General features: G+C 71.9%; 21 protein-coding genes and 1 tRNA gene. 12 read left to right on the forward strand and 10 right to left on the reverse strand.

The features are described 5' to 3' along the window. Positions 1-279: 279 nt before the first annotated feature. The 4 genes from ACL03H_RS10200 to ACL03H_RS10215 are packed head-to-tail and all read left to right on the forward strand — an operon-like array spanning position 280 to position 4,986. A complete protein-coding gene (locus ACL03H_RS10200; RefSeq protein WP_412811039.1) occupies positions 280-1,686 on the forward strand; it encodes an ABC transporter substrate-binding protein in 1,407 nt (468 codons plus the stop codon). Further along, positions 1,683-2,630, forward strand: a complete 948-nt coding sequence (locus ACL03H_RS10205) for an ABC transporter permease (RefSeq protein WP_412810903.1) — start codon at positions 1,683-1,685, stop codon at positions 2,628-2,630. Before ACL03H_RS10200 ends, ACL03H_RS10205 begins: the two co-directional genes overlap by 4 nt. Further along, positions 2,627-3,418 carry an ABC transporter permease gene (locus ACL03H_RS10210; protein ID WP_412810904.1) on the forward strand — a complete coding sequence of 264 codons (792 nt, stop codon included), beginning with the start codon at positions 2,627-2,629 and terminating at the stop codon, positions 3,416-3,418. The genes ACL03H_RS10205 and ACL03H_RS10210 overlap by 4 nt, the downstream gene beginning before the upstream one ends. Beyond that, complete coding sequence (locus ACL03H_RS10215; protein WP_412810905.1) at positions 3,415-4,986, forward strand: ABC transporter ATP-binding protein; 1,572 nt, start codon at positions 3,415-3,417, stop codon at positions 4,984-4,986. Before ACL03H_RS10210 ends, ACL03H_RS10215 begins: the two co-directional genes overlap by 4 nt. 136 nt (positions 4,987-5,122) lie before the next feature. On the opposite strand, the gene ACL03H_RS10220 is transcribed toward ACL03H_RS10215, so the two are convergent. Continuing rightward, positions 5,123-5,722, reverse strand: coding sequence for a GNAT family N-acetyltransferase (locus ACL03H_RS10220; protein ID WP_412810906.1), 600 nt, complete (start codon positions 5,720-5,722; stop codon positions 5,123-5,125). Positions 5,723-5,939: 217 nt separating this feature from the next. Here ACL03H_RS10220 and ACL03H_RS10225 point away from each other — a divergent pair, with 217 nt between their 5' ends. Then, positions 5,940-7,394 (forward strand): SDR family oxidoreductase, encoded by a 1,455-nt coding sequence (locus ACL03H_RS10225; RefSeq protein WP_412810907.1) that lies wholly within the window; start codon positions 5,940-5,942, stop codon positions 7,392-7,394. Between the two features lie 177 nt (positions 7,395-7,571). Here ACL03H_RS10225 and ACL03H_RS10230 read toward each other — a convergent pair. Next, a tRNA-Arg gene (locus tag ACL03H_RS10230) sits at positions 7,572-7,644 on the reverse strand. Positions 7,645-7,782: 138 nt separating this feature from the next. Here ACL03H_RS10230 and ACL03H_RS10235 point away from each other — a divergent pair. Beyond that, the gene (locus ACL03H_RS10235) at positions 7,783-8,703 is read left to right on the forward strand and encodes a cation diffusion facilitator family transporter (RefSeq protein ID WP_412810908.1); all 921 of its coding nucleotides are present in this window, start codon (positions 7,783-7,785) and stop codon (positions 8,701-8,703) included. A 118-nt stretch (positions 8,704-8,821) separates the two neighbouring features. Here ACL03H_RS10235 and rho read toward each other — a convergent pair whose 3' ends face one another. The 6 genes from rho to argS all read right to left on the reverse strand — a co-directional run bounded on the left by rho (position 8,822) and on the right by argS (position 18,103). Continuing rightward, positions 8,822-10,783, reverse strand: coding sequence for a transcription termination factor Rho (rho, locus tag ACL03H_RS10240; protein ID WP_412810909.1), 1,962 nt, complete (start codon positions 10,781-10,783; stop codon positions 8,822-8,824). Between the two features lie 857 nt (positions 10,784-11,640). After that, positions 11,641-12,567 carry a homoserine kinase gene (gene thrB / locus ACL03H_RS10245; RefSeq protein WP_412810910.1) on the reverse strand — a complete coding sequence of 309 codons (927 nt, stop codon included), beginning with the start codon at positions 12,565-12,567 and terminating at the stop codon, positions 11,641-11,643. After that, positions 12,564-13,649 (reverse strand): threonine synthase, encoded by a 1,086-nt coding sequence (gene thrC / locus ACL03H_RS10250; protein WP_412810911.1) that lies wholly within the window; start codon positions 13,647-13,649, stop codon positions 12,564-12,566. Before thrC ends, thrB begins: the two co-directional genes overlap by 4 nt. Continuing rightward, positions 13,646-14,950 (reverse strand): homoserine dehydrogenase, encoded by a 1,305-nt coding sequence (locus tag ACL03H_RS10255; RefSeq protein ID WP_412810912.1) that lies wholly within the window; start codon positions 14,948-14,950, stop codon positions 13,646-13,648. Before ACL03H_RS10255 ends, thrC begins: the two co-directional genes overlap by 4 nt. After that, positions 14,947-16,371, reverse strand: a complete 1,425-nt coding sequence (gene lysA / locus ACL03H_RS10260; protein ID WP_412810913.1) for a diaminopimelate decarboxylase — start codon at positions 16,369-16,371, stop codon at positions 14,947-14,949. The genes ACL03H_RS10255 and lysA overlap by 4 nt, the downstream gene beginning before the upstream one ends. A 70-nt stretch (positions 16,372-16,441) precedes the next feature. Further along, the gene (gene argS / locus ACL03H_RS10265) at positions 16,442-18,103 is read right to left on the reverse strand and encodes an arginine--tRNA ligase (protein ID WP_412810914.1); all 1,662 of its coding nucleotides are present in this window, start codon (positions 18,101-18,103) and stop codon (positions 16,442-16,444) included. Between the two features lie 200 nt (positions 18,104-18,303). Between argS and ACL03H_RS10270 the strand changes: the two genes are divergently transcribed. Beyond that, positions 18,304-19,104, forward strand: coding sequence for a DUF3105 domain-containing protein (locus tag ACL03H_RS10270; protein WP_412810915.1), 801 nt, complete (start codon positions 18,304-18,306; stop codon positions 19,102-19,104). Continuing rightward, positions 19,101-19,778, forward strand: a complete 678-nt coding sequence (locus ACL03H_RS10275; RefSeq protein ID WP_412810916.1) for a DUF305 domain-containing protein — start codon at positions 19,101-19,103, stop codon at positions 19,776-19,778. The genes ACL03H_RS10270 and ACL03H_RS10275 overlap by 4 nt, the downstream gene beginning before the upstream one ends. A gap of 6 nt (positions 19,779-19,784) precedes the next feature. Here ACL03H_RS10275 and ACL03H_RS10280 read toward each other — a convergent pair whose 3' ends face one another. Beyond that, the gene (locus ACL03H_RS10280) at positions 19,785-20,165 is read right to left on the reverse strand and encodes a hypothetical protein (protein ID WP_412810917.1); all 381 of its coding nucleotides are present in this window, start codon (positions 20,163-20,165) and stop codon (positions 19,785-19,787) included. Positions 20,166-20,402: 237 nt separating this feature from the next. On the opposite strand from ACL03H_RS10280, the gene rpmE reads away from it, so the two are divergent. From rpmE to prmC, 3 genes are all read left to right on the forward strand, one after another. Continuing rightward, on the forward strand, positions 20,403-20,627 hold the full coding sequence (gene rpmE / locus ACL03H_RS10285) for a 50S ribosomal protein L31 (protein ID WP_412810918.1): 225 nt from the start codon (positions 20,403-20,405) through the stop codon (positions 20,625-20,627). 116 nt (positions 20,628-20,743) lie between these two features. After that, positions 20,744-21,817, forward strand: coding sequence for a peptide chain release factor 1 (gene prfA / locus ACL03H_RS10290; protein ID WP_412810919.1), 1,074 nt, complete (start codon positions 20,744-20,746; stop codon positions 21,815-21,817). A gap of 128 nt (positions 21,818-21,945) precedes the next feature. Then, the gene (prmC, locus tag ACL03H_RS10295) at positions 21,946-22,821 is read left to right on the forward strand and encodes a peptide chain release factor N(5)-glutamine methyltransferase (protein WP_412810920.1); all 876 of its coding nucleotides are present in this window, start codon (positions 21,946-21,948) and stop codon (positions 22,819-22,821) included. A gap of 129 nt (positions 22,822-22,950) precedes the next feature. Here prmC and ACL03H_RS10300 read toward each other — a convergent pair whose 3' ends face one another. Beyond that, complete coding sequence (locus tag ACL03H_RS10300) at positions 22,951-24,489, reverse strand: M protein (RefSeq protein ID WP_412810921.1); 1,539 nt, start codon at positions 24,487-24,489, stop codon at positions 22,951-22,953. A 164-nt stretch (positions 24,490-24,653) separates the two neighbouring features. Between ACL03H_RS10300 and ACL03H_RS10305 the strand changes: the two genes are divergently transcribed. Next, entirely contained in the window at positions 24,654-25,043 is a 390-nt protein-coding gene (locus ACL03H_RS10305; RefSeq protein WP_412810922.1) for an SPW repeat protein, read from the forward strand. Positions 25,044-25,049: the final 6 nt, after the last annotated feature.

The raw sequence follows: 25,049 nt of genomic DNA on the forward strand, positions 1-25,049 counted from the left end.
GTGGCAGAAAGGTTCCCTTCCTTCCAACACCGCCGGGTGTGCGGGGAGATCGCTTGTCGGGTTATTTGAAAAAAGTTATCGTTTCCGGTTGGAAGTTGCTGGGAGCGGTGAGGGGTGCGGTGGATGGGGTGGGAGAGGACTGCGACGGCGAGCTCCGTGACGAGGCGGGGTTTCCTCGGGTTGACGGCCGCTGCCGCGTGGACGGGACTATCGGGATGCGCTTCCGGCGGCCCCGGAGCGGGGGCGGGGCCACCACGGGCAGGCGGGCGGTTGCGGGCCGTGTTCCCGGGCGGCGGGGCCGATGAGGTGCTGGATCCGCACACGACCGACCTGTACGCCGAGGTGGCCAGGGCGAAAGCCATGTTCGACAAGCTCGCCGAATACGGCTCGGACATGTCTCCGCAACCGAGGCTGGCCGAACGCTGGGAGTCGAGCGCCGATCTCCTGACCTGGCGGGTGCCGCTGCGCCAGGCCTCATTCCACGATGGACGCCCGGTGCGCGCAGCCGACGTGCTCACCAGCTACGCGCGCATCGTGCGGCCCGACAGCACCCGTCGCGCCAAGGCCAGCCTCTCCGTCATCGACCTCGCGGGCAGCCGCGCCATCGACGACCGCACCGTCGAGTTCCGGCTGAAGCGGCCCTACGCCGAATTCCCGAATGCGCTGGCGACCCTGGGCGCCTACATCGTTCCGGAAGGCGAGGAGGACTTCAGCCGCCCCATCGGGTCCGGCCCGTTCCGGTTCACCTCGTTCGAACCGGGGCGCAGCTTCCTCGCCACCCGCAACCCCGACTACTGGGAAGGTGCTCCGCTGCTCGACGAGCTGGAGGTCCTCGTCAGCAACGACGAGTCGGCCCGGGTGAACGCCCTGCTCGGCGATCAAGCGGATTACGCGCACGACCTGACCGCCACGACCGCGCGCAGCCACGAGGCTGCCGGGCGAGTGCAGATCCACCGGTTACCGCTGAGCAACTTCCACGCCTTGGCGATGAAGGTCGACCGGCCTCCGTTCGACCGCGTCGAGGTCCGGCAGGCGTTCTTCCACCTGATCGACCGCGAGGAGCTGGTCCGCTCGGTCCTGCAGGACTCCGGCGAGGTCGCCAACGACCTGTTCGGCAAGCACTACCGGTACTACGACGAATCCCTGCCCCAACGGCGGCAGGACCTGGGGCGGGCAAAGGAGCTGCTGCGGCGCGCGGGGGCGGAGAACCTCACGGTCGAGCTGCTCACCTCCGAGGCCTCCCCGGGGTTGCGCGAGGCCGCGCTGGCCTTCGCGGACCAGGCCCGTGAAGCCGGGGTGACGATCAACGTGACCTTGGGGAACAAGGACACGTACTGGTCGGACATCGGCCAGCGCGGTTCCCTGGTCAGTTACCGCTCCGGGGCGATGCCGATCGAATCGCACATCTCGCAGCGGCTGCTGTCGGACTCGACGACGAACAACACCAAGTGGCAGCGCCCCGCATTCGATGCGCTCTACCAGCGAGCGCAGTCCACATCGGACGAAGCGCGACGCGGCGAGGTCTACCGGGAGATGCAGCGTCAGCTCTACGAGGAGGGCGGATTCCTCTGGTGGGGGGTGTCGGATTGGATCGTGGCGTCCTCCAACAGGGTCGGCGGGATCGATGACCGCGCGCCGGCGAACACCCTGGACTGGGCTCGCTTCGACAAGGTGTGGCTCGGGTGAGCCTGTCCGGTTACGTGCTCCGGCGCGTCCTGCTCGGGATGGTGCAAATCCTCCTCGTCGTGGTCCTCGTGTTCCTGTTGACCGAGGCGCTGCCCGGGGACGCGGCGGTCACCATCGCCGGTGACAACCCGGATCCGGCGATGATCGAGCTGTTGCGGGAGCAGCTCGGACTCAACGCCCCGCTCTGGCAGCGGCTCGGCGACTGGATCCTCAACGCCAGCCAGGGAGATTTCGGCCAGTCCCTGCTGGGGCCGCGTTCCGTGCTGGACATCATCGGAACGTCGGTCGGGCCCACGCTGCTGCTCGCGGCCCTGGCCTTGGCCCTCATCATTCCGGTCTCGCTCGGGCTGGGGCTGCTCGCGGCGCAACGCGAAGGCCGGTTCACCGACCGCGCCATCACCTCGGCGACCCTCGGGCTGTACGCCGTGCCCGAGTTCGCGATGGCGATCCTGCTCGTCACCGCCTTCGCCGTGCAACTGGGCTGGCTGCCGCCGACCGCTGTCGGCGGCAGCGATCTGCTGAGCCGACCCGCCGTGCTGGTGCTGCCGGTGCTGGTGCTGCTGCTCCGGCCGATCTGCTCGCTGAGCAGGCTCGTTCGGGCCGGGATGATCGACGCGCTGAACTCGGGGTACGTGCGCCAAGCCCGCCGCAACGGGCTCTCCGCCGCCCGGGTCCGGCTGCTGCACGCACTGCCCAACGCGATCGTGCCCGCCGTGCAGCAGCTCGCGAGGACCGCTGATTGGCTGATCGGCGGAGTGATCGTGGTGGAAGCGCTGTTCGTGATCCCCGGTCTCGGCACCACGCTGATCGACGCGGTCTCGGCGCGCGACCTGCCCGTCGTCCAAGGGCTGTCGGTGTTGCTCGCGGGTGTGACCGTCCTGGTGAACCTGGCCGCCGACATCGCCGCGAAGATCCTCGTCCCGGCTGCGGAGGTCTCGCGTTGAGACGTTTCCTGCTGCCCGGGCTGCTCATCGCGGTGCCCGTGCTGCTGGCGCTGTTCGGGCCGATGTTCGCTTCCGCGGATGGGGACAAGGACATCGCCTTCGGAAGCGGTGCCGGACACGTGTTCGGCACCGACTTCGTGGGCCGGGACGTGTGGAACGAGGTGCTGCTCGGTGGACGTTCGGTCGTGCTCGCCGCGGTCGCCGCGACTGCCTGCACGTACCTGCTCGCCGTGCCGCTCGGTCTCGCGGCCGGGATGAGCCGGAACCGGCTCGTGGACGAGGCGGTGATGCGGCCGCTGGACGTCCTGCTGGCGGTGCCGTCGATGCTGCTGCTGTTGCTGCTCGCCTCAGCTGCGCCGAACGTGACCTGGGTGCTCGTCCTGATCGTCACGGTGATCAACCTCCCGGATGTCATCAGGTTGGTGCGGGCCTCGGCGCTCGCGCTCTCCGCCCGCCCCGCCGTCGAAGCGATGCGCCTGCAGGGGGAGCACCGGGCCCGCATCGGACTCGGCTACGCGGCGAGGGCCATGCTGCGACCCCTCATGGCCGATCTGGGCACGCGGTTCACCGGAGCCGTCTACCTCATCGCGTCCGCGAGCTTCCTCGGAGTCGGCGTCGCGCCTCAGGCCAGCGACTGGGCGGCCATGGTGGAGCGCAACCGGACCGGCCTGTTCCTGCAGCCCTGGGCCGTGGTCCTGCCAGCACTGCTGATCGTGGCACTGTCGGTGGGAGTGAACCTGGCCTTCGACCAGCTGCTGCGCGGCCGGCGGCGAGAGGTGCGCCCGTGAACGTCGTCGACGTCGGTGATCTGACCATCACGCTCGCCGCGAAGACACTGGTCGCCCGGGTCTCGTTCACCCTGCCCGCCGGTGCGGTGACCGCGCTGGTGGGGGAGTCGGGCAGCGGCAAGACCACGACCGGACTGGCCCTGCTCGGCGAGCACCCGCACGGGGCCGAGGTCGAGGGCACGGTACTCGTCGCGGATCAGCGGGTGAGCCCGGGTGTTCCGCCGGAACCGGGCACGATCGGCTACATCCCGCAACACCCCGCCGCGGCCCTCAATCCGGTCCGGCGGGTCGGTTCGGTGCTGCGGGAGATCGCGCGCAGGCACCTGGGTCCGACCCCGCGTCCGGAGCGCCGGGCACGGGTGCGGGACGCGGTCTCGACCGCGCTGCGCAGGGCACGGATTCCCGAGGGTGAAGCTCTGCTCGATCGGTACCCGCATCAGCTCTCCGGCGGTCAGCAGCAGCGCATCGTGCTCGCCCAAGCGCTCGTCTGCGACCCCGCCGTGATCATCGCCGACGAGCCGACCACCGGGCAGGACGCGCTCACCCGCGGGCAGATCGTCGACGAGCTGCGCGCACTCGCGGAACAGGGCATCGCGGTGCTGCTGCTCACCCACGACCTCGACGTGGTGCGGAGACTGGCGCACCACGTGCTGGTCATGAGGGCTGGAGCGGTCGTTGAATCGGGGCCGGTGGACGAGGTGTTCGGCACGCCGCGGCACGAGTACACCCGGTTGCTCGTCGGCTCCCAGCCGGACGGCAGCGCACCGCCGGACCCGGGGCCGACCGATTCCGCGCCCGCGCTGCTCGCCGCGCGGCAGCTCGTCGCGGGGCACCGGCACCGGGGGCGCAACGCGGAGACGCTGCACGGGGTCACCCTCGACGTGCGACCCCGGGAGCGCATCGCGCTCGTAGGACGTTCCGGTAGCGGGAAGACGACGCTCGCGCGCTGCCTCGCGGGCCTGCACCCGCCGCGCAGCGGTTCGATCGCGCTCGACGGCGTGCGGCTCCCGGGCCTCTTCCGGCGACGGAGCGCGGAGCAGATCGCGGCCGTGCAGTACGTCTTCCAGGACGCGCGGGCCTCGTTCAACGAGTTCGTGACCGTTCGTGAACAGGTCGCCCGCACCGCGACCCGGCTTCGCGGGCTCGATGCGCGGCAGGCGGCTCTGCGGGCGGATGACTGGTTCGAGCGCGTCGGGCTCGATCGGGAGATCACTCACCGCCGCCCCGAATCGTTGTCCGGGGGCGAGCTCCAACGCGCCGCGCTCGTGCGGGCGCTGCTCGCCGAACCGCGGCTGCTCATCTGCGACGAGATCACCTCCGGCCTGGACACCATCACCCAGGCCGGGCTGCTCGCGCTGTTGCGACAACTCCAAGGCGATGCCGCGTGCGCACTGGTCCTGATCACGCACGACCTGGGCGTGGTGGCGGACCTGGCAGACCGGGTCGCGATCGTCGAGAACGGGCGCGTCGTCGAGCAGGGAGCGGTCGCGGAAGTGTTGCGCGCTCCGAAGCATCCGATGACGCGCGCGCTGCTGGAGGCCGCGACGGACCGGATCGGTCGGCCGTAGTCCGTTCGGTCCGAACCGGAGGTATCGGGTGGTGGCGTTCGGCGAGGTGACCATGAATCCATGCTCACCCCTCGAACGCTAGTTCGTCACCACTGGAACGGGTGGAGCTCACTTCGCTCGATTTCGCGCGATCTTTTCACCCCGCGTAGTCGGCGCTCGCGAGGGCGGCGCTCGTGGCGTCATCCCGGCCCGGGATCGGGATCTCGAAGTGGACGCTCGGGCTGTACCGGGAGTCCTCGCGCGCGTCGTAGATCTCCGTGGCCGCGCTGTGCCAGAACGGTGCCGCGCCCTCGACGGCCGGGTTCGTGTGCAGGTAGATCGTCGAGTACTCGGGGATGGTCGAGACGAAGTCGCACGCCAGCGAGACCAGGGCGCTCGCGAGGCCGTGCCTGCGGTGCTCGCGGTCCACGTACACGCGGAAAAACTGCGCCGTCCGCCCGTCGCCGTAGCGGGCCGCGAGCCACTCGGGGTGCGGAGGGCACCGGGGGCCGCCCGGGCGGATCGCCGTCGTCGCGGTCACCTGTTCGTCGCGAACCGCCACGAACAGGGCGTGCCGCGGCTGCGCAAGGTAGGTGCCCTCGATGTCGACCACGTCGGCGTGCCAGCGGGCGTGGTAGCCGTGGCCGAACTCCTTGTAGAAGGTGTCGAGCATGACCCTGCGGGCACCCTCGACGTCCTCGGGGCGGGCCCGGCGCACGACGTACTCGCCGACGCGGTGCTCTTCTCGATGATCCATGTGCTCTCCATCGGGCTCTCGCGCCTGCTCCGCGAGCGACGCGGGCGGAAACGCGTCTCGAGAACCTTACAATGACTCCCATTTTCAATAAGTGCCGGGTGAAGCGGTGCGTGATGCGAGGAAGGGAACCTTTCTGCCACCGGTGACAGAAAGGTTCCCTTGCTCCTGCGGCCGGGCGTGGGGTGCGAGTGTCGGGGGTCGGCGGGAGAGTGCGGTCATGGTGTGTCTGGTGACTGGTGCTAGCGGGTACGTCGGCGGGCGGCTCGTGCCGCGGCTGCTGGAGGACGGGCAGCAGGTTCGCTGCCTGGTGCGGAACCCGGAGAAGCTCCGGGACGTCCCCTGGAGGGACCGCGTGGAGGTGATGGCCGGCGACCTGCTCTCCGAGCGGGACGTCGCTGCCGCGTGCGAGGGAGTGGAGACCATCTACTACCTGGTGCACTCGATGGCCCAGGCCGGTTTCGCGGCGCTCGACCGCCGAGCCGCCCTGATCGTCTCGCAGGCCGCACGGGAGGCTTCGGTTCACCGCATCGTGTACCTGGGTGGTGTGCATCCACCGGATGCCGAGCTCTCGGAGCACATGGGCTCGCGGGCCGAGGTCGGCGAAATCCTGCTGCGCAGCGGAGTGCCGACGGTCGTGTTGCGGGCCGCGGTCATCATCGGTTCCGGCTCGGCGAGCTTCGAGATGCTGCGTTACCTGACCGAGCGGTTGCCGGTGATGGTGACCCCGCGCTGGGTGCGCAACCGGGTGCAGCCGATCGCGGTGCGCGACGTGCTGCACTACCTGGTCGCGGCCGCGCGGCTGCCGCGCGGGACTAATCGCACGTTCGACGTGGGGGGACCGGACGTGCTGACCTACGGCGAGATGATGCGGCGCTACGCCGCGGTCGCCGGGTTGTCGCGCCGGCGGATGCTCCCGGTGGGAGTGCTGAGCCTTTGGCTCAGCGCGCAGTGGATCAATGTGGTGACCCCGGTCCCGAAATCAGTCGGCAAACCTCTGATCGAGTCGTTGGTTCACGACGCGGTGTGCACGGAGCACGACATCGACCAGCTGGTGTCGCCGCCTCCCGGGGGGCTCACCGGTTACGACCGCGCGGTCGAGCTGGCGCTGCAGAAGATCCGCAACGGCGAGGTCGAGACGCGGTGGTCGGATGCCGCCCCCTCCGATGCCCCGTCCGATCCGCTGCCCTCGGATCCGTCCTGGTCCGGGGGAGCTGTCTACTCGGATGTGCGAGAGGGGCGCAGCGCGGCACCGCCGGAGCGGCTCTGGCACGTCGTCGAGGGCATGGGTGGCGAACGCGGCTGGTACTCCATTCCGCTGCTGTGGGCGGTGCGCGGAGCGTGGGACAAGCTCGTCGGCGGAGTGGGCCTGCGTCGCGGACGGCGGGACGCGCAGCGCCTGCGCGTGGGCGAAGCGCTCGACTGGTGGCGAGTGGAGGAGGTCATCGAGGGGCGTCTGCTGCGGTTGCGCGCGGAGATGCGGCTGCCGGGACGGGCGTGGCTGGAGTTCACCGTGACGCCTGATGAATCGGGTGGATCCCACTACCGTCAGCGTGCGGTGTTCCTGCCGCGCGGTTTGGCGGGGCACGCGTACTGGAGGTTGATCGCGCCGTTCCACGGCGCGGTTTTCGGCACGATGCAGCGCAACGTGCTGCGCGCCGCGTCCGAAGGCTGACGTCACCGGGGAAGGCCGGAAAAGCGAAGCGGGGCGAGAAACCTTTCGGTTTCTCGCCCCGTCCGTACGTTCCCGGATCGGCTGAACGACGTGGCCGATCGGATGGATGCTGCGGTGCGTGCCTCGAATGTGCCCCACGAGTGATCTTGCAGGGGCTCGGTAAGGCTGTGAGCTGGGCGCCCTCGGCAGGACTCGAACCTGCGACACCTGCCTCCGGAGGGCAGTGCTCTATCCGCTGAGCTACGAGGGCTTGCTGTTGTTGACGTAGTCAGCTTAGCGCACGTCTCAGCGTGATCCGGAGGGGGGTGAGGGGTGGGATGGGCGCACGGGGTGTACTCATGCGCATATCGCTATATATCATCGAGGGCATGTGGATGGGAGGTTCCTGATGGGCCACGGGCACGGCCACGGATCGGCGGCGGCGGTACCTGCCAGCGCCTCCGGTCGGTACTCGCGACGGTTGGCGATGGCGTTCGGCGTGCTGCTGGCGTTCTTCGTCCTGGAAGCCGTCGTCGGCTACCTCACGTCCTCGCTGGCGCTGCTGTCCGACGCGGGACACATGCTGACCGACGTGCTGGGGGTGGGCATGGCGCTGGCCGCGATCACCGCGGCGCGGCGTCCCGCTTCGGAGAAGCGCACCTTCGGCTGGTATCGCGTCGAGGTGCTCGCCGCGCTGGCCAACGCGGTGCTCCTGTTCGGGGTCGCCGCTTACATCCTCGTCGAGGCCGTGCGGCGCTTTCAGGATCCGCCCGAGGTGGCGGGCCTGCCGATGATGCTCACCGCCGCGGCGGGGCTGGCGGCGAACGTGGTGGCGTTCCTGCTGCTGCGCGAGGGGGCCGCGGAGAGCCTCAACCTGCGCGGGGCGTACCTGGAGGTCCTCGCCGACACCATCGGGTCGGTGGGCGTGCTCATCGGCGGAGCCCTGGCCTGGGCCTTCGGCTGGTACCTGGTCGACCCGCTCGTCGCCGTCGCGGTCGGGTTGTTCGTGCTGCCCCGGACCTGGAAGCTCGCCCGGCAGGCGCTGCGGATCCTGGTGCAGCAGGCACCGGAGGGCGTGGACGTGCCCGCGATGCGGGAGGACCTCGCCGCGCTGCCCGCGGTGCGGGAGGTGCACGACCTGCACGTGTGGACGTTGACCTCGGGCATGGAGGTCGCCTCGGCGCATCTGACCATCCTGGACGAGGCCGACCACGGCGACGTGCTCGTCGCCGCGCAGCGGTTGCTGGCCGAGCGGTACCAGATCGAGCACGCGACCTTGCAGGTCGAGCCGGCCGAGTGCGCCCGACGCTGCCGCGCGCTGACGTGGTGATGAAGGGAACCTTCCTGCCACCGGTGGCAGGAAGGTTCCCTTCATCGCATCGGAACCGGGTGCAGCAGAACGGCCCGCGCCCCGGGTGGGGTGCGGGCCGTTCAGCAGGCGGGGACGGTCAGTCGTCGTCCTTGCCGCCGGGGGTGTTCTTGGCGACCTGCATCAGGAACTCGATGTTGGTGCGCGACTTGCGCAGCCGGTCCTGCAGGAGCTCCAGCGACTGCTGGGCGTCGAGCGCGGAGAGCACCCGGCGCAGCTTGTGCGTGACGGCGAGCTCGTCGGGCGAGAGCAGGATCTCGTCCTTGCGCGTGCTGGAGGCGTCGACGTCGACAGCGGGGAACAACCGCTTGTCGGCGAGCTTGCGGTCCAGCTTGAGCTCGGCGTTGCCGGTGCCCTTGAACTCCTCGAAGATCACCGTGTCCATCGTGGAGCCGGTCTCGACCAGCGCCGTGGCGAAGATGGTGAGCGAGCCGCCGTTCTCGATGTTGCGGGCGGCGCCGAGGAAGCGCTTCGGCGGGTACAGCGCCGTGGAGTCGACACCACCGGAGAGGATCCGGCCGGACGCCGGGGCGGCCAGGTTGTAGGCGCGCCCGAGTCGGGTGATCGAGTCGAGCAGCACGACCACGTCGTGTCCCATCTCGACGAGCCGCTTGGCCCGCTCGATGGACAGCTCGGCCACCGTGGTGTGGTCCGACGGCGGGCGGTCGAAGGTGGAGGCGATGACCTCGCCCTTGACCGAGCGCTGCATGTCGGTGACCTCTTCGGGGCGCTCGTCGGCGAGCACCACCATGAGGTGGCATTCCGGGTTGTTCGTGGTGATCGCGTTGGCGATCGCCTGCAGCACCATCGTCTTGCCCGCCTTCGGCGGCGAGACGATCAGTGCGCGCTGCCCCTTGCCGACCGGCATGACGAGGTCGATGATCCGGCCGGTGAGGTTCTGCGGTTCGGTCTCCAGCCGCAGGCGCTCGTTCGGGTACAGCGGCGTCAGCTTGTGGAACTCCGAGCGGTTCTTCGCCGCCTCCGGCTCGAGGCCGTTGATGGCGTCCACGCGCACCATCGGGTTGAACTTCTGGCGCTGCTGCTCGTTGTCCCGGGGCTGGCGGATGGCGCCCTTGATCGCGTCACCGCGGCGCAGCCCGTACTTGCGGACCAGCGAGAGCGAGACGTAGACGTCGTTCGGGCCCGCGAGGTAACCGGAGGTGCGGACGAACGCGTAGTTCTCCAGCACGTCGAGGATGCCCGCGACGGGCAGCAGGACGTCGTCCTCGCGCACCTCGGGCTCGCTTCCGCCGCCGCCGCCCTCGCCGCGGCCGCGGTTGCGCCTGCGGTCGCGGAAGCGGCGTCCGCGCCTGCGGCCGCCGTCCTCGTCGGAGTCGTCCTGCGGCCGGTTGTCCTGCTTGTCCTGCTGCTGGCGGGAGTTCTGCCGGTCGCCCCGGTCCCGGTCGTTGCGGTCCTGACCGCCCCGCTCCCGGTCGCCGCGGTCCCCGCGGTCCCGGTCGTTGCGGTCCCGGTCGCCCCGGTTCCCGTCGCGGTTGTCCTGGCCGCGCTCCTCGCCTTGCTCCTGGCCACCGCCGGAGCGGTTGCCGGAGGAGCGGCGGCGGCGGTTGTTCCCGCGGCGGCCCTCGTCCTCCCCGCCCTGCTCGGCGGCCTGCTGGCGGCGGGAGCGCCCGCGGCCCGGCGCGGAGCCGTTGGAGCCCGCGTCGGTCCCGGTCGCCTCCTGCTGCTGGGGCGCGGCATCGGACTCGTCGAGCGAGGGCTGGTGGGCCTTGCCTCGGCTCGTCGAGGCGTCCTGGGCCGCACCACCCTCCTGGGCCGGCTGCTTGGCCGCGCGGGAACGGGTGGGCGCGCCGCCCTGCCGCTCCTTGATCGCGGCGATCAGGTCGCCCTTGCGCAGCCCGCTGGTGTCGATCCCCAGTTCTCCGGCGAGTTGCCGCAGCTCGGCGAGGACCATGCCGGACAGGCCGCCCCGACGGCGCGGAGCGCCGTTCTCGGTGCCCGCGGACGGCTGCTCAGACTCCTGCTGGCCAGCCTGGGAGACGCCGTTGGTCGTCTCGCTGCTCAACAGTTCGGTGTTGCTCACGAATGTCCTTCCTGACCGGACCGCGCCTCCTACGCGACCCAGCGGATTGCCCGCCCGCTCTTGTCAGCGGACGGCCTTTTTGTGCTACCAGCCCCATGCCGGTCGAGTTCAACACGCACGCGCGGCTCGATCGACTCAGGCGATCAGGCGGAACCAGCAGCACCGGGCGGTCGGAGGTGCCCGGTTCGTGTGCTCGTCCGAATGCCGTTGCGCGGTGCGGTTTTCACGCTTCTGCGCGTCAGAACCACGGTGCACGTGCGACGCATCCACTCCGATCCACACTCGCCGATGCACGCCCTGCTGCCGCCTCGTTCAGGCGTTGTCGTTCACGGGGAAAGCCGTGATTTCCGGCCTGTCCCGATGTGCCGCCGCGCGGAATCGGGACGACAGGAACCGGGGTGCGCCGAACCGGCATCGATCGCGTTTGGAGCGTGGCCATCACGGTCAGGCCCCCACGCAGCGTCGGCCGGGACTCACAGGTCGGCAGCCCCGCGCGAACCCCATTGAGTTGACAACTCCTGCCTCTGCCACCGCGACTGGGAACCCGCTGATCCTGATCTTCACCTGCGTGAGGTGGAGCCAATTCACTAGCGGGAGATGTGCCCCGGAGAACGATGCCCCGGCTACGGCACCGCCGCCCAAGCGCGCGGTGACTGATTGACCTTGAGGGTAGACGCCCCGCCATCGAGGTGCAACAACCTCCAGCGGCGCGGCCCGCCCTCATTCGATCACGGTGTCCGCGGAATCGGCCGTACCTCGGCACTTCGCCGAATCGGAACACCTGCCGGGCAGTACTCGCGTGCTGCCGACACGTCCTTTGTACCACCACGCCGCCCGGAATGGTCGGCGTGGTCCGCTCACCGGGGAGATGCGGGCTCGGACGTCACCTGAACGCCGCGCCGATCCACCGGAAGGCGCAGCGCGGTGAACCCCGCGGTGTCCACCACTTCGGGCAGCGCGCCGTCGGCGGGCAGCGCGAGCACCGTCGGTCCCGCCCCGGAGACGGCGGCGGGCACGCCCGCGTCGCGCAGCGCCCGCACCAGCTCCACGGTCCGCGGCCAGGCCGGCTCGCGGTAGTCCTGGTGCAACCGATCGTCCGTGGCGGCCAGCAGCAGCGCGGGATCGGAGGTGAGCGCGTGCACCGCCAGCGCGGCCCGTCCGGCCGCGAACGCGGCGTCGGCGTGCGGAACGGTCGCGGGCAGCAGGCCGCGCGTGGTGTGCGTGGCCGACTCGGAGGCGGGCACCAGCGCGATCGGGTGCAGGTCCTGGTGCGCGGGCAGCGCCGCCGCCCGGAACCGGCCCCGCTCGTGCCAGGCGATCACCAGGCCGCCGAGCAGGCTCGCCGCGACGTTGTCCGCGTGGCCCTCCCGGACGGCCGCCAGGTGCAGTGCCGCGTCCCGGTTCGCCGGCTCGTGCAGCGGGACCCCGGCGAGCTCGTGGGCGGCCGCGACGCCCGCGACGATGGCGGCGGCGGAGGAGCCCAGTCCCCGCGAGTGCGGGATGGCGTTGCGGCAGCTCAGCCGCACCGCTGGGGCGCTCGCGCCGAGCTCGGCCCAGGTCTGGTGCAACACCCGCACCACGAGGTGCTCGTGGTCGGTGGGCACCGCTCCAGCGCCCTCCCCGGAGACCTCGACCAGGGCGCTGCCCGGCGGCCCGTCGACGACCTCCACCAACACCTCGTCGTGCAGGCCGAGCGCCATGCCGAGGGCGTCGAAACCGGAACCGAGGTTGGCGGTGGAGGCGGGCACCACGACCCGCGCCCCACCGCCCGTGCGCAGCGTCACACCAGCTCCAGCGCGGTGGCCACGGCGCTGGGGTCGACGGGCAGCGGTTCGACCTCGACCATCCCGGACAGCGCGGTGTCCGGGTCCTTGAGTCCGTGCCCGGTGACGGTGCACACCACGCGGGAGCCGCGCGGCAGCCGCCCGTCCTCGGCGGTGGCCAGCAAACCGGCCACGCTGGAGGCGGAGGCGGGCTCCACGAACACGCCTTCCCGGGAGGAGAGCAGCCGGTAGGCGTGCAGGATCCGCTCGTCGGTGACCGCCGCGAACAGCCCGCCGGAGGCGTTCTTCGCAGCCTCGGCGAGGTGCCAGGAGGCGGGGCTGCCGACGCGGATCGCGGTGGCGATGGTCTCCGGGTCCGCGACGGGGGCGCCGTGCACCAGCGGCGCGGCACCGGCGGCCTGGAAGCCGAACATGCGCGGGGTGGCGGAGATGATGCCGTCCTCGGCGTACTCCGCGTAGCCCTTCCAGTAGGCGGTGATGTTGCCCGCGTTGCCCACCGGCAGGCAGTGCACGTCCGGCGCGGTGCCGAGCACGTCGCAGATCTCGAACGAGGCGGTCTTCTGCCCCTCCAGCCGCACCGGGTTCACCGAGTTGACCAAGGTCACCGGGTGTTCGGCGGAGGTCTTGCGGGCCAGTTCCAGGCAGTCGTCGAAGTTGCCCTGGACCTGCAGGATCTTCGCGCCGTGCGCCACCGCCTGCGCCAGCTTGCCCATCGCGATCTTGCCCTGCGGCACCAGCACCGCCGAGGTCAGCCCGGCGCGCGAGGCGTAGGCCGCCGCGGAGGCGGAGGTGTTGCCGGTGGAGGCGCAGATGACGGCCTTGCTGCCCGCGGCCAGCGCGTGCGTGATCGCGACCGTCATGCCGCGGTCCTTGAAGGAGCCGGTCGGGTTCGCGCCCTCGACCTTGAGGTGCACCTCGCAGCCGGTGAGCTCGGAGAGGTGGTGCGCGGGCACCAGCGGGGTGCCGCCCTCCTGCAGGGTGACCACGCGGGCGCCCTCCGGGATGGACACCCGGTCCCGGTACGCCTCGATGAGGCCGGGCCAACCCGCCCTCGCCCGCGCACCCTGGATGTTCGAAGTCACGACGGTTCACCTTCCACGCGCATCACGCTCACGACCTCGCGCACCGAGGCCAACCGGGCAATCTTGTCCACTGTGGACTTCAGGGCGGCGTCGGTGGCCGTGTGGGTGACGACGACGAGGCTGGCCTCCTCGCCGCGGCCCGCCTGGCGCACCACGGAAATGCTCACGTCGTTGTCCGTGAACGTCGCCGCGACCTGCGAGAGCACGCCCGGTTTGTCGTCCACGTCGAGGCTGATGTGGTACCGGGTCGGGGTGTCACCCATCGGGCGCGCGGGCAGCTGCGCGTGCGCCGACTCGCGCGGCCCCTTCCCGGACACCACCAGGTTGCGGGCCACCGCCACCAGGTCGCCCAGCACGGCGCTCGCGCTCGGCGCCCCGCCGGCGCCCTGGCCGTAGAACATCAGGCTCCCGGCCGCCTCGGCTTCCACGAACACGGCGTTGAACGCCCCGCCCACGCTCGCCAGCGGGTGATCGCGGGGAATCATCGCCGGGTGCACCCGGGCCGACACCGACTCGGTGCCGTCCTCGTCCACGACGCGCTCGCAGATCGCCAGCAGCTTCACCACGCGGTCCAGCGACTTCGCCGCCGCGATGTCCCCCGGGCTGACCGCCGAGATGCCCTCGCGGTGCACGTCGGTGGCCGCGACCCGGGTGTGGAACGCCAGGGAGGCCAGGATGGTCGCCTTCGCCGCCGCGTCGAAACCGTCCACGTCGGCCGTCGGATCCGCCTCGGCGTAACCGAGCCGGCCCGCCTCGTCCAGCGTCTCCGAGTAACCCGCGCCGGTCGCGTCCATCGCGGACAGGATGTAGTTCGTGGTGCCGTTGACGATGCCCATCACGCGGTTGATCCGGTCGCCCGCCAGCGACTCGCGCAGCGGGCGCAGCAGCGGGATGGCCCCGGCGACGGCGGCCTCGAAGTAGATGTCCACCCCGGCCTCGTCGGCCGCCGAGTACAGCTCGGAGCCGTGCTCGGCCAGCAGCGCCTTGTTGCCGGTCACCACCGACTTGCCCCCGCGCAGCGCGCGCAGCAGCAGCGACCGGGCGGGCTCGATGCCGCCGATGAGCTCCACGACCACGTCCACGTCGCCGTCGACCAGCGCGGCCGCGTCCGTGGTCAGCAGGTGCTCGGGCACCTCGGGATGCTTGTGCGGGCGCCGCACGGCGACCCCGGTGACCTCCACCGGGGCGCCCGTCCGCGCGGCGAACTCCTCGGGGCGCCCCCGCAGCAGGCGCAGTACCTCGGTACCGACCGTGCCGCAGCCCAGCAGCGCGACCCGGATCGGTTCACGGTCCTCGATCACACGGACACCTCCAGCCGGAGCAGGTCGTCCTCGGTCTCCCTGCGCAGCAGCAATCGGGGCCGGCCGTCGCGCACGGCGACCACCGGCGGCTTGGGAAGGCGGTTGTAGTTGCTCGCCATCACGTAGCAGTAGGCGCCGGTCGCGGCGACGGCCAGCAGGTCTCCCGGAGCGATGTCCTCCGGCAACCAGCAGTCTCGCACCACGACGTCGCCGGACTCACAGTGCTTGCCCACGATTCGGGACAGCACCGGGGCGGCCTCGGCGGCGCGGGAGACCAGCCGGCAGTCGTAGACCGCGTCGTAGAGCGAGGTGCGGATGTTGTCGCTCATCCCGCCGTCCACGCTGACGTAGCGCCGGGACACCCCGCCGTCGAGCTCGACGTCCTTGATGGTGCCGACCTCGTACACGGTCACCGTGCCGGGGCCGGCGATCGCGCGGCCCGGCTCGACCGCCACGCGGGGCGGCTCGAACCCGGCCAGGTCGCACTCCTTGCGGACCACGTCGTGCAGCCGGGTCGCCAGCTCCCGCACCGGCAGCGGATCGTCGTCGGGGGTGTAGGCGATGCCGAGACCGCCGCCGAGGTCCACCGTGGTCAGGCTCGCCAGCGCCTCCGCGCCGTGCTCGGCGCGCAGGTCCGCCAGCAGCGAGACGACGCGGTGCGCCGAGAGCCCGAAACCGTCGTCGTCGAAGATCTGCGAGCCGATGTGGCTGTGCAGGCCGACCAGCTCCAGGCCCTCGGCCTTGATCACCCGCCGCGCGGCCTCCGCGGCCTGGCCGGAGGCCAGCGAGAAGCCGAACTTCTGGTCCTCGTGCGCGGTGGCGATGAACTCGTGCGTGTGCGCCTCGACGCCCACCGTCACCCGGATCATCACCTGCTGCACCGCGCCGCGCTCCCGCGCGAGGTGGTCCAGCCGGGCGATCTCGTGGTACGAGTCCAGCACCACCGAGCCGACCCCGGCGTCGACCGCGGTGGCCAGCTCGGCGACGGACTTGTTGTTGCCGTGGAAGGTGATCCGCTCGGGCGGGAAACCGGCGCGCAGCGCGACCCGGAGCTCACCGCCGCTGCACACGTCCAGGCTCAGGCCCTCCTCGGCGACCCAGCGGGCCACCTCGGTGCACAGGAACGCCTTGGACGCGTAGTGCACCGAGGCCGGGTCGCCGAAGGCGGCGGCGTACTCGGCGCAGCGGGCCCGGAAGTCGGCCTCGTCGAGCACGAACAGCGGGGTGCCGTACTCGCGGGCGAGTTCGCGGACGTCGGTGCCCGCGAAGCTCACCGCGCCGTCGTCGTCGCGGTGCGAACCGCGCGGCCACACCGCCGCGTGCAGTTCGTCGAGCTCCGTCTCGTCTGCCGGGGGCGGCCCGGCGGTGCTGCCCGGCAACAGGACCTCGGCGTGCCGAGGTCCGGCGGGGTGGGCGCGCATGATCGCGGCTCCTCTGCGAAGTTGTCGTGCCGCGCCGGGAGGGTCCTGCCCGGTCGGCGCGGTCGGTCGGTCACATCTGCTCGGGTGCCGTGACCCCGAGCAGTTCGAGTCCGTTGGCGAGCACCTGGCGGGTCGCCTCGCACAGCTGCAGTCGCGCGATCGTGAGCGGGTTCGCCCCGTCGTCGCCCGGCTGCAGGACGCGGCAGGCGTCGTAGAACTTGTGGTAGGCGCTGGCCACGTCCTCCAGGTACCGCGCGACGCGGTGCGGTTCCCGCAGTTCGGCGGCCGAGAGCACCACGCGCGGGTACTCGCCCAGGGTGCGGATCAGGTCGCCCTCGCGTTCGTGGGCGAGCAGCGACAGGTCCGCGTCCCGCGCCGGCCCCCGGTCGATGCCGAGGGTCGCGGCGTTGCGCTGCAGCGAGGCGAGCCGGGCGTGCGCGTACTGCACGTAGTAGACCGGGTTCTCGTTGCTGCGCTTGCTGATCAGGTCCAGGTCGATGTCCACCGCGGAGTCCACCGAGGAGCGGGTCAGCGAGTACCGGGCGGCGTCCACGCCCACGGCCTCGACGAGGTCCTCCAGGGTGACCACGGTGCCCGCGCGCTTGCTCATCCGCACCGGTTTCCCGTCGCGCACCAGGTTCACCATCTGCCCGATGAGCACCTCGACCGCGTCCGGGTCGTCGTCGAAGGCCGCCGCGGCGGCCTTGAGCCGGGCCACGTAGCCGTGGTGGTCGGCGCCGAGCATGTAGAGGCACAGGTCGAACCCGCGGGCCCGCTTGTCCCGCAGGTACGCGACGTCCCCGGCGATGTAGGCGGTGCTGCCGTCGCTCTTGATGAGCACCCGGTCCTTGTCGTCGCCGAACTCGGTGGACCGCAGCCACCACGCCCCGTCGGCGAAGTACAGGTGCCCGGACTCCTTGAGCTGCTCCACGGCCTTGCCGACGGCCCCGGAGGCGTGCAGCGAGTCCTCGTGGAAGAACACGTCGAAGTCGGTGCCGAACTCGTGCAGGCTGCGCTTGATCTCCTCGAACATCAGGCCCACGCCGATGCCGCGGAACGTCTCGTGCCGCTGCTCGGCGGGCTGCTCCAGCGCACCCGGCTCGGCGTCGAGCACCTGCCGGGCGATGTCGGCGACGTAGTCGCCGCCGTAGCCGTCCTCCGGCGCGGGTTCGCCCTGCGCGGCCGCCAGCAGCGAGCGCACGAAGCGGTCGATCTGCGCGCCCGCGTCGTTGAAGTAGTACTCGCGGGTGACCTCGGCGCCCTGCGCGGCCAGCACGCGGCCCAGCGCGTCGCCGACGGCGGCCCAGCGGGTCCCGCCGAGGTGGATGGGGCCGGTGGGGTTCGCGGAGACGAACTCCAGGTTGATCCGCTGCCCCTGGTAGCGGTCGCCGCGGCCGAACTCGGATCCCCGGGAGAGGACCTCGCGGACCATGCCCGCCTGCGCGTCGGCGGCCAGCCGCAGGTTGAGGAAGCCGGGGCCGGCGACCGTGACCTCCGCGATGCCCTCACGCCCGGTGAGCGACTCGGCCAGCCAGCCCGCGAGGTCGCGCGGCGGGACTCCGGCCTTCTTGGCCACCTGCATCGCGACGTTCGTCGCGTAGTCGCCGTGCTCGGGATTGCGGGGTCGCTCCACCGTCACCGCCGCCGGGAGGACGGAAACGTCGAGGTCGTGCGAGGTGAGCACGTCGACGGCGGTGGTGCGGACGAGGTCGGCGAGCGCGTCAGGAGTCACCTGACGAAGTCTAAGGATGCGTCGTCGCTGTTCAGCGAACGGGTGCGCGGGCCCCGGCTGGGGTGCGCGGCGCGTCACCGGCCGGTGACCCGGGTGTGAGAGCGTGACGTCCGACGTGCGCGCCCACCGGCGGCCGCGGGATCTTTAGACTGGCGTGCCGGGTCACCTGGCGACCGATGGCGAGACGAGGTCCGAACAGCATGGCTAGCGGTAAGCAGAGCAAGGCGATGCGCAAGGCGCGCGGCTCGGTCGTGCAGCAGCGCTCGATCCCGTGGGCGACGTTGTCCGGAGTCGGGGTCGTGCTCCTCGTCGCCGTGGTCGTGTTCGGCTACGCCTACGTGCGCTACGCCGACCAGGCCGAGTCCCGGGAGGCGCAGGCGAAGGCGGAGGCCGCGGCGGCCCCGTTCAAGCCGAGCCAGGAGAACCCGGACCCGTCCAAGGGCATCCCCGGCGTCGAGTTCGCCGACTACCCCGGCCAGCAGCACGTCACCCCGCAGCAGCGGGTGGCCTACGACAAGACGCCGCCCTTCGGCGGGCCGCACGACGGCATCTGGGCCGACTGCACCGGCGTCGTCTACCCGAACCCGGTGCGGACCGAGAACATGGTCCACTCGCTGGAGCACGGTGCGATCTGGATCGCCTACGACCCGGCGCGGATCGACGAGGCCGGACGCGAGAAGCTCGCCCGCCGAGTCGACGGCACGAACTACTCGATGATGTCGCCGTACCCGGGGATGGACAGCCCGATCTCGGTGCAGTCCTGGGGCCACCGGCTCAAGCTCGACGACCCGGACGACCCGCGGATCGACCAGTTCTTCGCCGCGCTCAAGGAGAACCCGAACAACGTCTACCCGGAGGTCGGCGGCGCCTGCCAGGCGTACCCGGGCGCGTTCGACACCCAGAACCCGCCGCCGTTCGACGCCAGCCCGCCGCCCGCCGACGCGATCCCGATGAGCGGCGAGGGCTCCCAGGCCGCGCAGGGCGAGATGGGCGGCCGGTGAGCGCCGGGGACCCCGGCGCCGCCGGCACCTCCACGGCCGTGCGGGTCGTGATCGCCGTCGGCGCCGCGCTGGCCCTGCTGCTGCTCGGCGGCGCGTTGGGCTTGCTGCTGGCGACGCCGGGGCAGGACTCCCGGCCGGGTCCCAGCGCCGTGGACATCGGCTTCGCGCAGGACATGACGACGCACCACCAGCAGGCCGTGACGATGGCGACGCTGGCCAGGGAGCGCGGTGCGGACGTCGCGGTGCGGCAGCTCGCGTTCGACATCGAGACGAACCAGCGGGACCAGATCGGCCGGATGCGCGGCTGGCTGGGCCTGTGGGGCGAGCCGGGCAGCCCGAGCGGTCCGCCGATGGGGTGGATGCGCGAGAGCGGCCACCAGCACGGCGCGGCGCCCGGGACGGGGGCGAGCGCCACCATGCCCGGCATGGCCAGCACCGCCGAGCTGGATCGGCTGCGGGGACTCGAAGGGCCCGCGTTCGACAGCTACTTCCTGCAGCTGATGCTGCGCCACCACGAGGGCGGGGCGCCGATGGCGCGCTACGGGTCCGAGCACGCGGAGCTCGCCCCGGTGCGGGGGTTGGCGGCGAACATGCTCGGCTCCCAGGCCAGTGAGAGCCGGCTCATGCGCGGGATGCTCGGCGACCGCGGCGTCGCGCCCCTGCCGCTGGGCTGAATCAGCTCAGCAGGTGTCGCGGCGGGGCTGCCGACCCGCGATGAGCAGGAGCAGCAGGGCGAGAGCGGCGGCGCCGAAGGTGAGCGCGGGCAGCAGCGGCAGCCGGATCCGGTCGAAGGCCAGCGCGCAGCCGAACAGGGCGGCGGGGTAGGCGAAGCGCAAGCCGCGCCGCTGCCAGTCGCGGGTCCAGCGCACCCGGCCGCCGCTGAGCAGCGCCAGGGCCGCGGCGAACCCCAGCAGCACCGGCGCCGAGACCTCCAGGGCCTGCCCGGGGGAGATCGCCCAGCCCAGCACCGCGGCGATCCCCGTGCTCCCGCCGAGGAACAGCGGTGGCAGCACGAGCCACCGCGGCACGGTGAGGTCGAGCAGGACGGGGCACAGCGGCACCGCTCAATGATGATCTCCCGCTGCTCCGCGCGCACCGCCGCGGCGCCGCCGGTCGGCGGACGGTCGCCGCGCCGCGCCGGGCGGTCGAGCGGTCCAGCTGACCGGGAATTCCGCCAGGCCCTCCTGCGTTCCAGGTCAACGCACCCGATCTGGCAGAATGGCAGGTCGAGTCGGCTCCGGTTCACCTCGCGGCGATCGGCGACGAGGACCCGGCGGCCCCGAACAGGAGGACACGCGTTGAAGGCGGACATTCACCCCCAGTACGTCACCACCCAGGTGAGCTGCGGCTGCGGGAACAGCTTCACCACCCGGAGCACCAAGGCCGGCAACCTGACGGTCGAGGTCTGCTCCAACTGCCACCCGTTCTACACGGGCAAGCAGAAGATCCTGGACACCGGCGGCCGGGTGGCTCGCTTCGAGGCCCGCTACGGCCGCCGCAACAAGGACGGCGCCAAGAAGTAGCCAGGCCGACGGCGCCCGTCTCCGCGCATCGCGCGGGGCGGGCGCCGTCTTCGTATCGGGGTCCGCCGGGCCCCGCCAGGTCCGCCACCTCGCTGCGCCAGGAATAGAGGGTTCCCGTGGAAACGTCGAAGCTCGATGAGTTGCTCGCGGAGCACGCGGAGCTGGAGCGGCGCCTGGCCGAACCGGACGTGCACGCCGACCAGGCGACCGCGCGGAAGCTCGGCCGCCGCTACGCCGAGCTGACCCCGGTCGCCAAGGCCGCGCGGGAGTGGGAGCAGACCCGTTCCGACCTGTCCACCGCGCAGGAGTTCGCGGCGGAGGACGAGGGCTTCGCGGCCGAGGCCGAGTCGCTGGCCGCGGCGCTGCCCGGGCTGGAGACCCGGCTCACCGAGCTCCTGCTGCCCCGCGACCCGCACGACTCCTCCGACGTCCTGCTCGAGGTCAAGTCCGGTGAGGGCGGCGAGGAGTCGGCGCTGTTCGCCGGGGATCTGCTGCGGATGTACCTGCGCTTCGCCGAGCGGCAGGGCTGGCGCGCGGAGGTCCTCGACGCCACCGAATCCGACCTGGGCGGCTACAAGGACGTGACGGTCGCGGTGAAGGCGAAGGCGGGTGACACCGGCCCGGACGGGGTCTGGGCGAAGCTCAAGTTCGAAGGCGGGGTGCACCGGGTGCAGCGGGTGCCCGTCACCGAATCCCAGGGCCGCATCCACACCTCGGCCGCCGGGGTGCTGGTGTACCCGGAGACCGAGGAAGTCGAGATCGAGGTCGACGAGAAGGACCTCCGCATCGACGTCTACCGCTCGTCCGGGCCCGGCGGGCAGAGCGTGAACACCACCGACTCGGCGGTGCGCATCACCCACCTGCCGACGGGGACCGTGGTGTCCTGCCAGAACGAGAAGTCGCAGCTGCAGAACAAGGTGCGCGCCATCCAGGTGCTGCGCGCCCGGTTGCAGGCGCTGGCCGAGGAGGAAGCGGAGAAGGAGGCCGCCGAGACCCGGCGCAGCCAGGTCCGCACCGTTGACCGCTCCGAGCGCGTGCGCACCTACAACTTCGCGGAGAACCGGATCTCCGACCACCGGGTCAACTACAAGGCCTACAACCTGGACCACGTGCTCGACGGCGATCTCGACGGGGTGCTCGGCGCGCTCGTCGCCGCCGACCGGGAGGAGCGTCTTGCCGCGAGCTCGTGATCCCCGGGCCGCTGCCCTGCGGTTCCCCGAGGTCGATCGCCGGTGCGTCCGCCGTGCCAGGGCGCCTCGCGCCACCCCGGGGTGTCGCCTGAACGGGAGCGCGGAGCACGCGCTCTAAGCTTGCCCCCGTGACTCGACAGCCACTGCGCCTGGCCATCCTCGAAGCGGAACGAGTGCTGTCCGCGGCAGGCGTGGCGAGCCCCCGCACGGACGCCGAACTGCTGGCCGCGCACCTGCTCGGGGTGGAGCGGACGAAACTGATGATGGTGCCCCTGGTCGACCCGCCGGTCGTGGAGGCCCTGCAAGCGCTCGTGCGGCAGCGCGCCGATCGGATTCCGCTGCAGCACCTGGTGGGCACCGCCCACCTCGGCACCATCTCGCTGAGCGTCGGCCCCGGCGTGTTCGTGCCCCGCCCGGAGACCGAGCTGCTGCTCGCCTGGGGCCTGGGCGTCCTGGACGGGGTGGACCGCCCCGTCGTGGTCGATCTGTGCACCGGGACCGGGGCGCTCGCGCTGGCCGTGGCGAACGCCCGCCCGGACGCGCAGGTGCACGCGGTCGAGCTGGACCAGCAAGCCCTGGCCTGGGCCCGGCACAACATCGATCAGCGGGCCGCCGCCGGGGACACCCCGGTGCGGCTCCACGCGGGCGACGTGTCCGATCCGACGCTGCTCATGGAACTGGAGGGGCTGGTCGACCTCGTGCTGTGCAACCCGCCGTACGTCCCGGCGGGGACGCCGGTGCCGCCGGAGGTGCGCGATCACGATCCGCACGTCGCGGTGTTCGGCGGGCGCGACGGCCTCGACGTGGTGCGCCAGGTCGTCGGCTGCGCGGCGCGGCTGCTGCGGCCCGGCGGGGGAGCGGCCATCGAGCACGACGACACCCACGGCGGTTCCGTGCCCGCGCTGCTCAAGGCGCGGCGGGTGCTCGACGACGTGCAGGACCACCCCGACCTCGCCGGCCGCCCCCGCTTCGCCACCGCCCGCCGAGCGGCTCCGGAGCTCTGAGCACCGCACCCGCGGGCCCGGGAGCGGCCGGGCGGGCCGGAACCCGCACGTTCGAGAAGGCCCGGGCGCGACGAATCCGGCCAGGGCTGGGAGCCCTGGCCGGATTCAGGTCGGTGGGACGCGCGCGGGTCAGCGGCGGGGCCGCGAACCCTGCTCCGCTGGTTCGCCCTTGCCTGCGGTGCCGGGCTGCCCGGGCTGACTTCCGGATGCGCCGGGGACGGGCAGCTGGATGCGGCGGGTCGGCTGATCGTGCGGGTTCTGCTGCTGCCCCGGCTTGCCACCCGGCAGGTTCCGCTTCTGGATCTTCTCGGTCGGGCCGTCCCCGGGGGAGCTGCGCTGGTCCTGCTGCGGCGGGGCCTCCTGGGAGCGGTCCTCGGCGACGGCGGCCTCGGCGAGCTTGCGAGCCTGCTCGCGGGCCTCCGCGGCCGCCTCCCGCAGCGCGGCCTCCTCCTCGTCCTCCTGCGAGAGCCGGGACAGCAGCGGCGTCGTCTGCCCGAGCAGCTCCGCGGCGTCCCGCAGCTTGCCCGCGACGGTGTCGCGCAGCTCGGTCAGCGAATGCACCTGCTGGTCGGCCTTGGTCAGCCTGCGCTGGCACTCCTCGCTGGTCTCGCCGAGGCGGCGCTCGGCGTCCTTGCGCGCCTCCCGGATCAGCCGCTCCCGCTCGCGCGTGCCCTCCTGGACCAGGCGGGTCGCCTCGTCGGTGGTCTCGCGGATCATGCGCTCGGACTTCTCCGTGGCCTCCGCGATGCGCCGCTCGGCCTCCTGCACGCTCTCCTGCTCGCGCCGCTGGGCCGCCTCGACGCTCTCCTGCTCGCGCTTCGCGGCGGCCTGGGTGCTCTCCTTCTCCAAGCGCTGCGCGGCCTCGGTGCTCTCGCGCTGCAGCTTCTCCGCGGCCTGCGTGGACTCGGTGTTCAGGCGGGTGGCCTCGTCGGTGGCCTCGCGGACCCGGCGGTGCGCCTCGTTGGTGCCCTCGCGCAGCCTGCGGTTCGCTTCCTCGGTGGCCTCTCGGACGCGGCGCTGCGCGTCGGCCTTGCTCGTGGCCTCCTGCTCGGTGAGGGTCTTCATCGACTCGGTCCGGCGCGCGGCCATCGCGATCTCGAAGTCCTCCTCGACCTGCAGGCGCCGCGCCTCCGACTCCTCGTCGGCGCGCGTGCGGGCCTGCTCGGCCTCGGTGGTGATCCGCTGGGCCTCGGCGTTGGCCTTGTCCATCACCGAGCGGTGTTCCTGCTCCATCTCGGTGCGGCGGGTGTCGGCCTCGGCGATGAGCTTCTCGTACCGGGTCCGCAGCGCGCCCGCCTCGGCCTCGGAGCGGGAGCGGGTCTCGGCGGCGTCCTTCTCCGCGCGGGCCCGGATGTCGTTGGCCTCGTCCTGCGCCAGCCGCAGCATCCGCTGCAACCGCTCGCTGAGCCCCTCCAACGTGGTCGGCGGCTTGGACAACCGCTCCACCTGGCCGCGCAGGTTCTCGATCTCCGAGCGGGACGACTCCAACTGCTTGGACAGGTCCCGGGCCTGGGAGACCGCCGCGTCGCGATCGGAGGTGATGATGCGCAGATCCGCGTCGACGCGCTCGAGGTGCTCGTCGACCTGGGCCCGGTCGTACCCGTTCTTGCGAACGAGGTCGAAGCCCGATCCCAGCGGGAGAAGATCACGGTCGTCTGCGAGGCCCATGGTTCAACGCTACCTGGAAGGCAACGGCGTTGTGGGAGGTGTGGGCGGGATGACCGCAGAATTGCCGGACCGGGGGCGCGGGGTCCGCGCGATCGGGTCCAAAGCCCCTTGCCGCCGCCCACCGCGGTCGCGAACGGTGAGGCTGTCGACCGATCGTGCCGGAGGTGATCGATGTGGCCACCAGGGCCAACGAGCAGCAGCGGATCACACCGTGGAGCCGGTGGCAGGACTGGGTCGCGCTGGTGCTCGGTGCCTACTCGATCCTCGCGACGATGTGGACGTGGACGAACGGCCGCGCGCTCTCGGCGATGATCGTGCTCGGCGGCCTGCTGGTGCTGGCCGCGTTGTGGTCGCTGGCCATGCCCGGCTCGATGACCAGCGAGTACGCGCACATGCTGCTCGGTGTCCTGCTGTTCCTCTCGCCCTGGGTGCTGGGCTTCGCCGGGTACGCCGGAGCGGCCTGGACCTGCTGGGTGGTGGGCGTGCTGGCGATCGTGGTCGGCGCGGCCGCGCTGCCGGAGGCCCACGGCCGGGGCACCGCCGAGCGGCGCTAGCTTCCG

This window comes from Saccharopolyspora antibiotica (assembly GCF_047200635.1).
Lineage (GTDB): Bacteria > Actinomycetota > Actinomycetes > Mycobacteriales > Pseudonocardiaceae > Saccharopolyspora_C.

Bases quoted from the DNA above. Each gene is read 5' to 3' on its own strand.
- ACL03H_RS10220 (WP_412810906.1), bottom strand. From the start codon at position 5,722: ATGGATCATCGAGAAGAGCACCGCGTCGGCGAGTACGTCGTGCGCCGG.
- ACL03H_RS10225 (WP_412810907.1), top strand. From the start codon at position 5,940: ATGGTGTGTCTGGTGACTGGTGCTAGCGGGTACGTCGGCGGGCGGCTC.
- ACL03H_RS10235 (WP_412810908.1), top strand. From the start codon at position 7,783: ATGGGCCACGGGCACGGCCACGGATCGGCGGCGGCGGTACCTGCCAGC.
- lysA (WP_412810913.1), bottom strand. From the start codon at position 16,371: ATGCGCGCCCACCCCGCCGGACCTCGGCACGCCGAGGTCCTGTTGCCG.
- ACL03H_RS10270 (WP_412810915.1), top strand. From the start codon at position 18,304: ATGGCTAGCGGTAAGCAGAGCAAGGCGATGCGCAAGGCGCGCGGCTCG.
- ACL03H_RS10300 (WP_412810921.1), bottom strand. From the start codon at position 24,489: ATGGGCCTCGCAGACGACCGTGATCTTCTCCCGCTGGGATCGGGCTTC.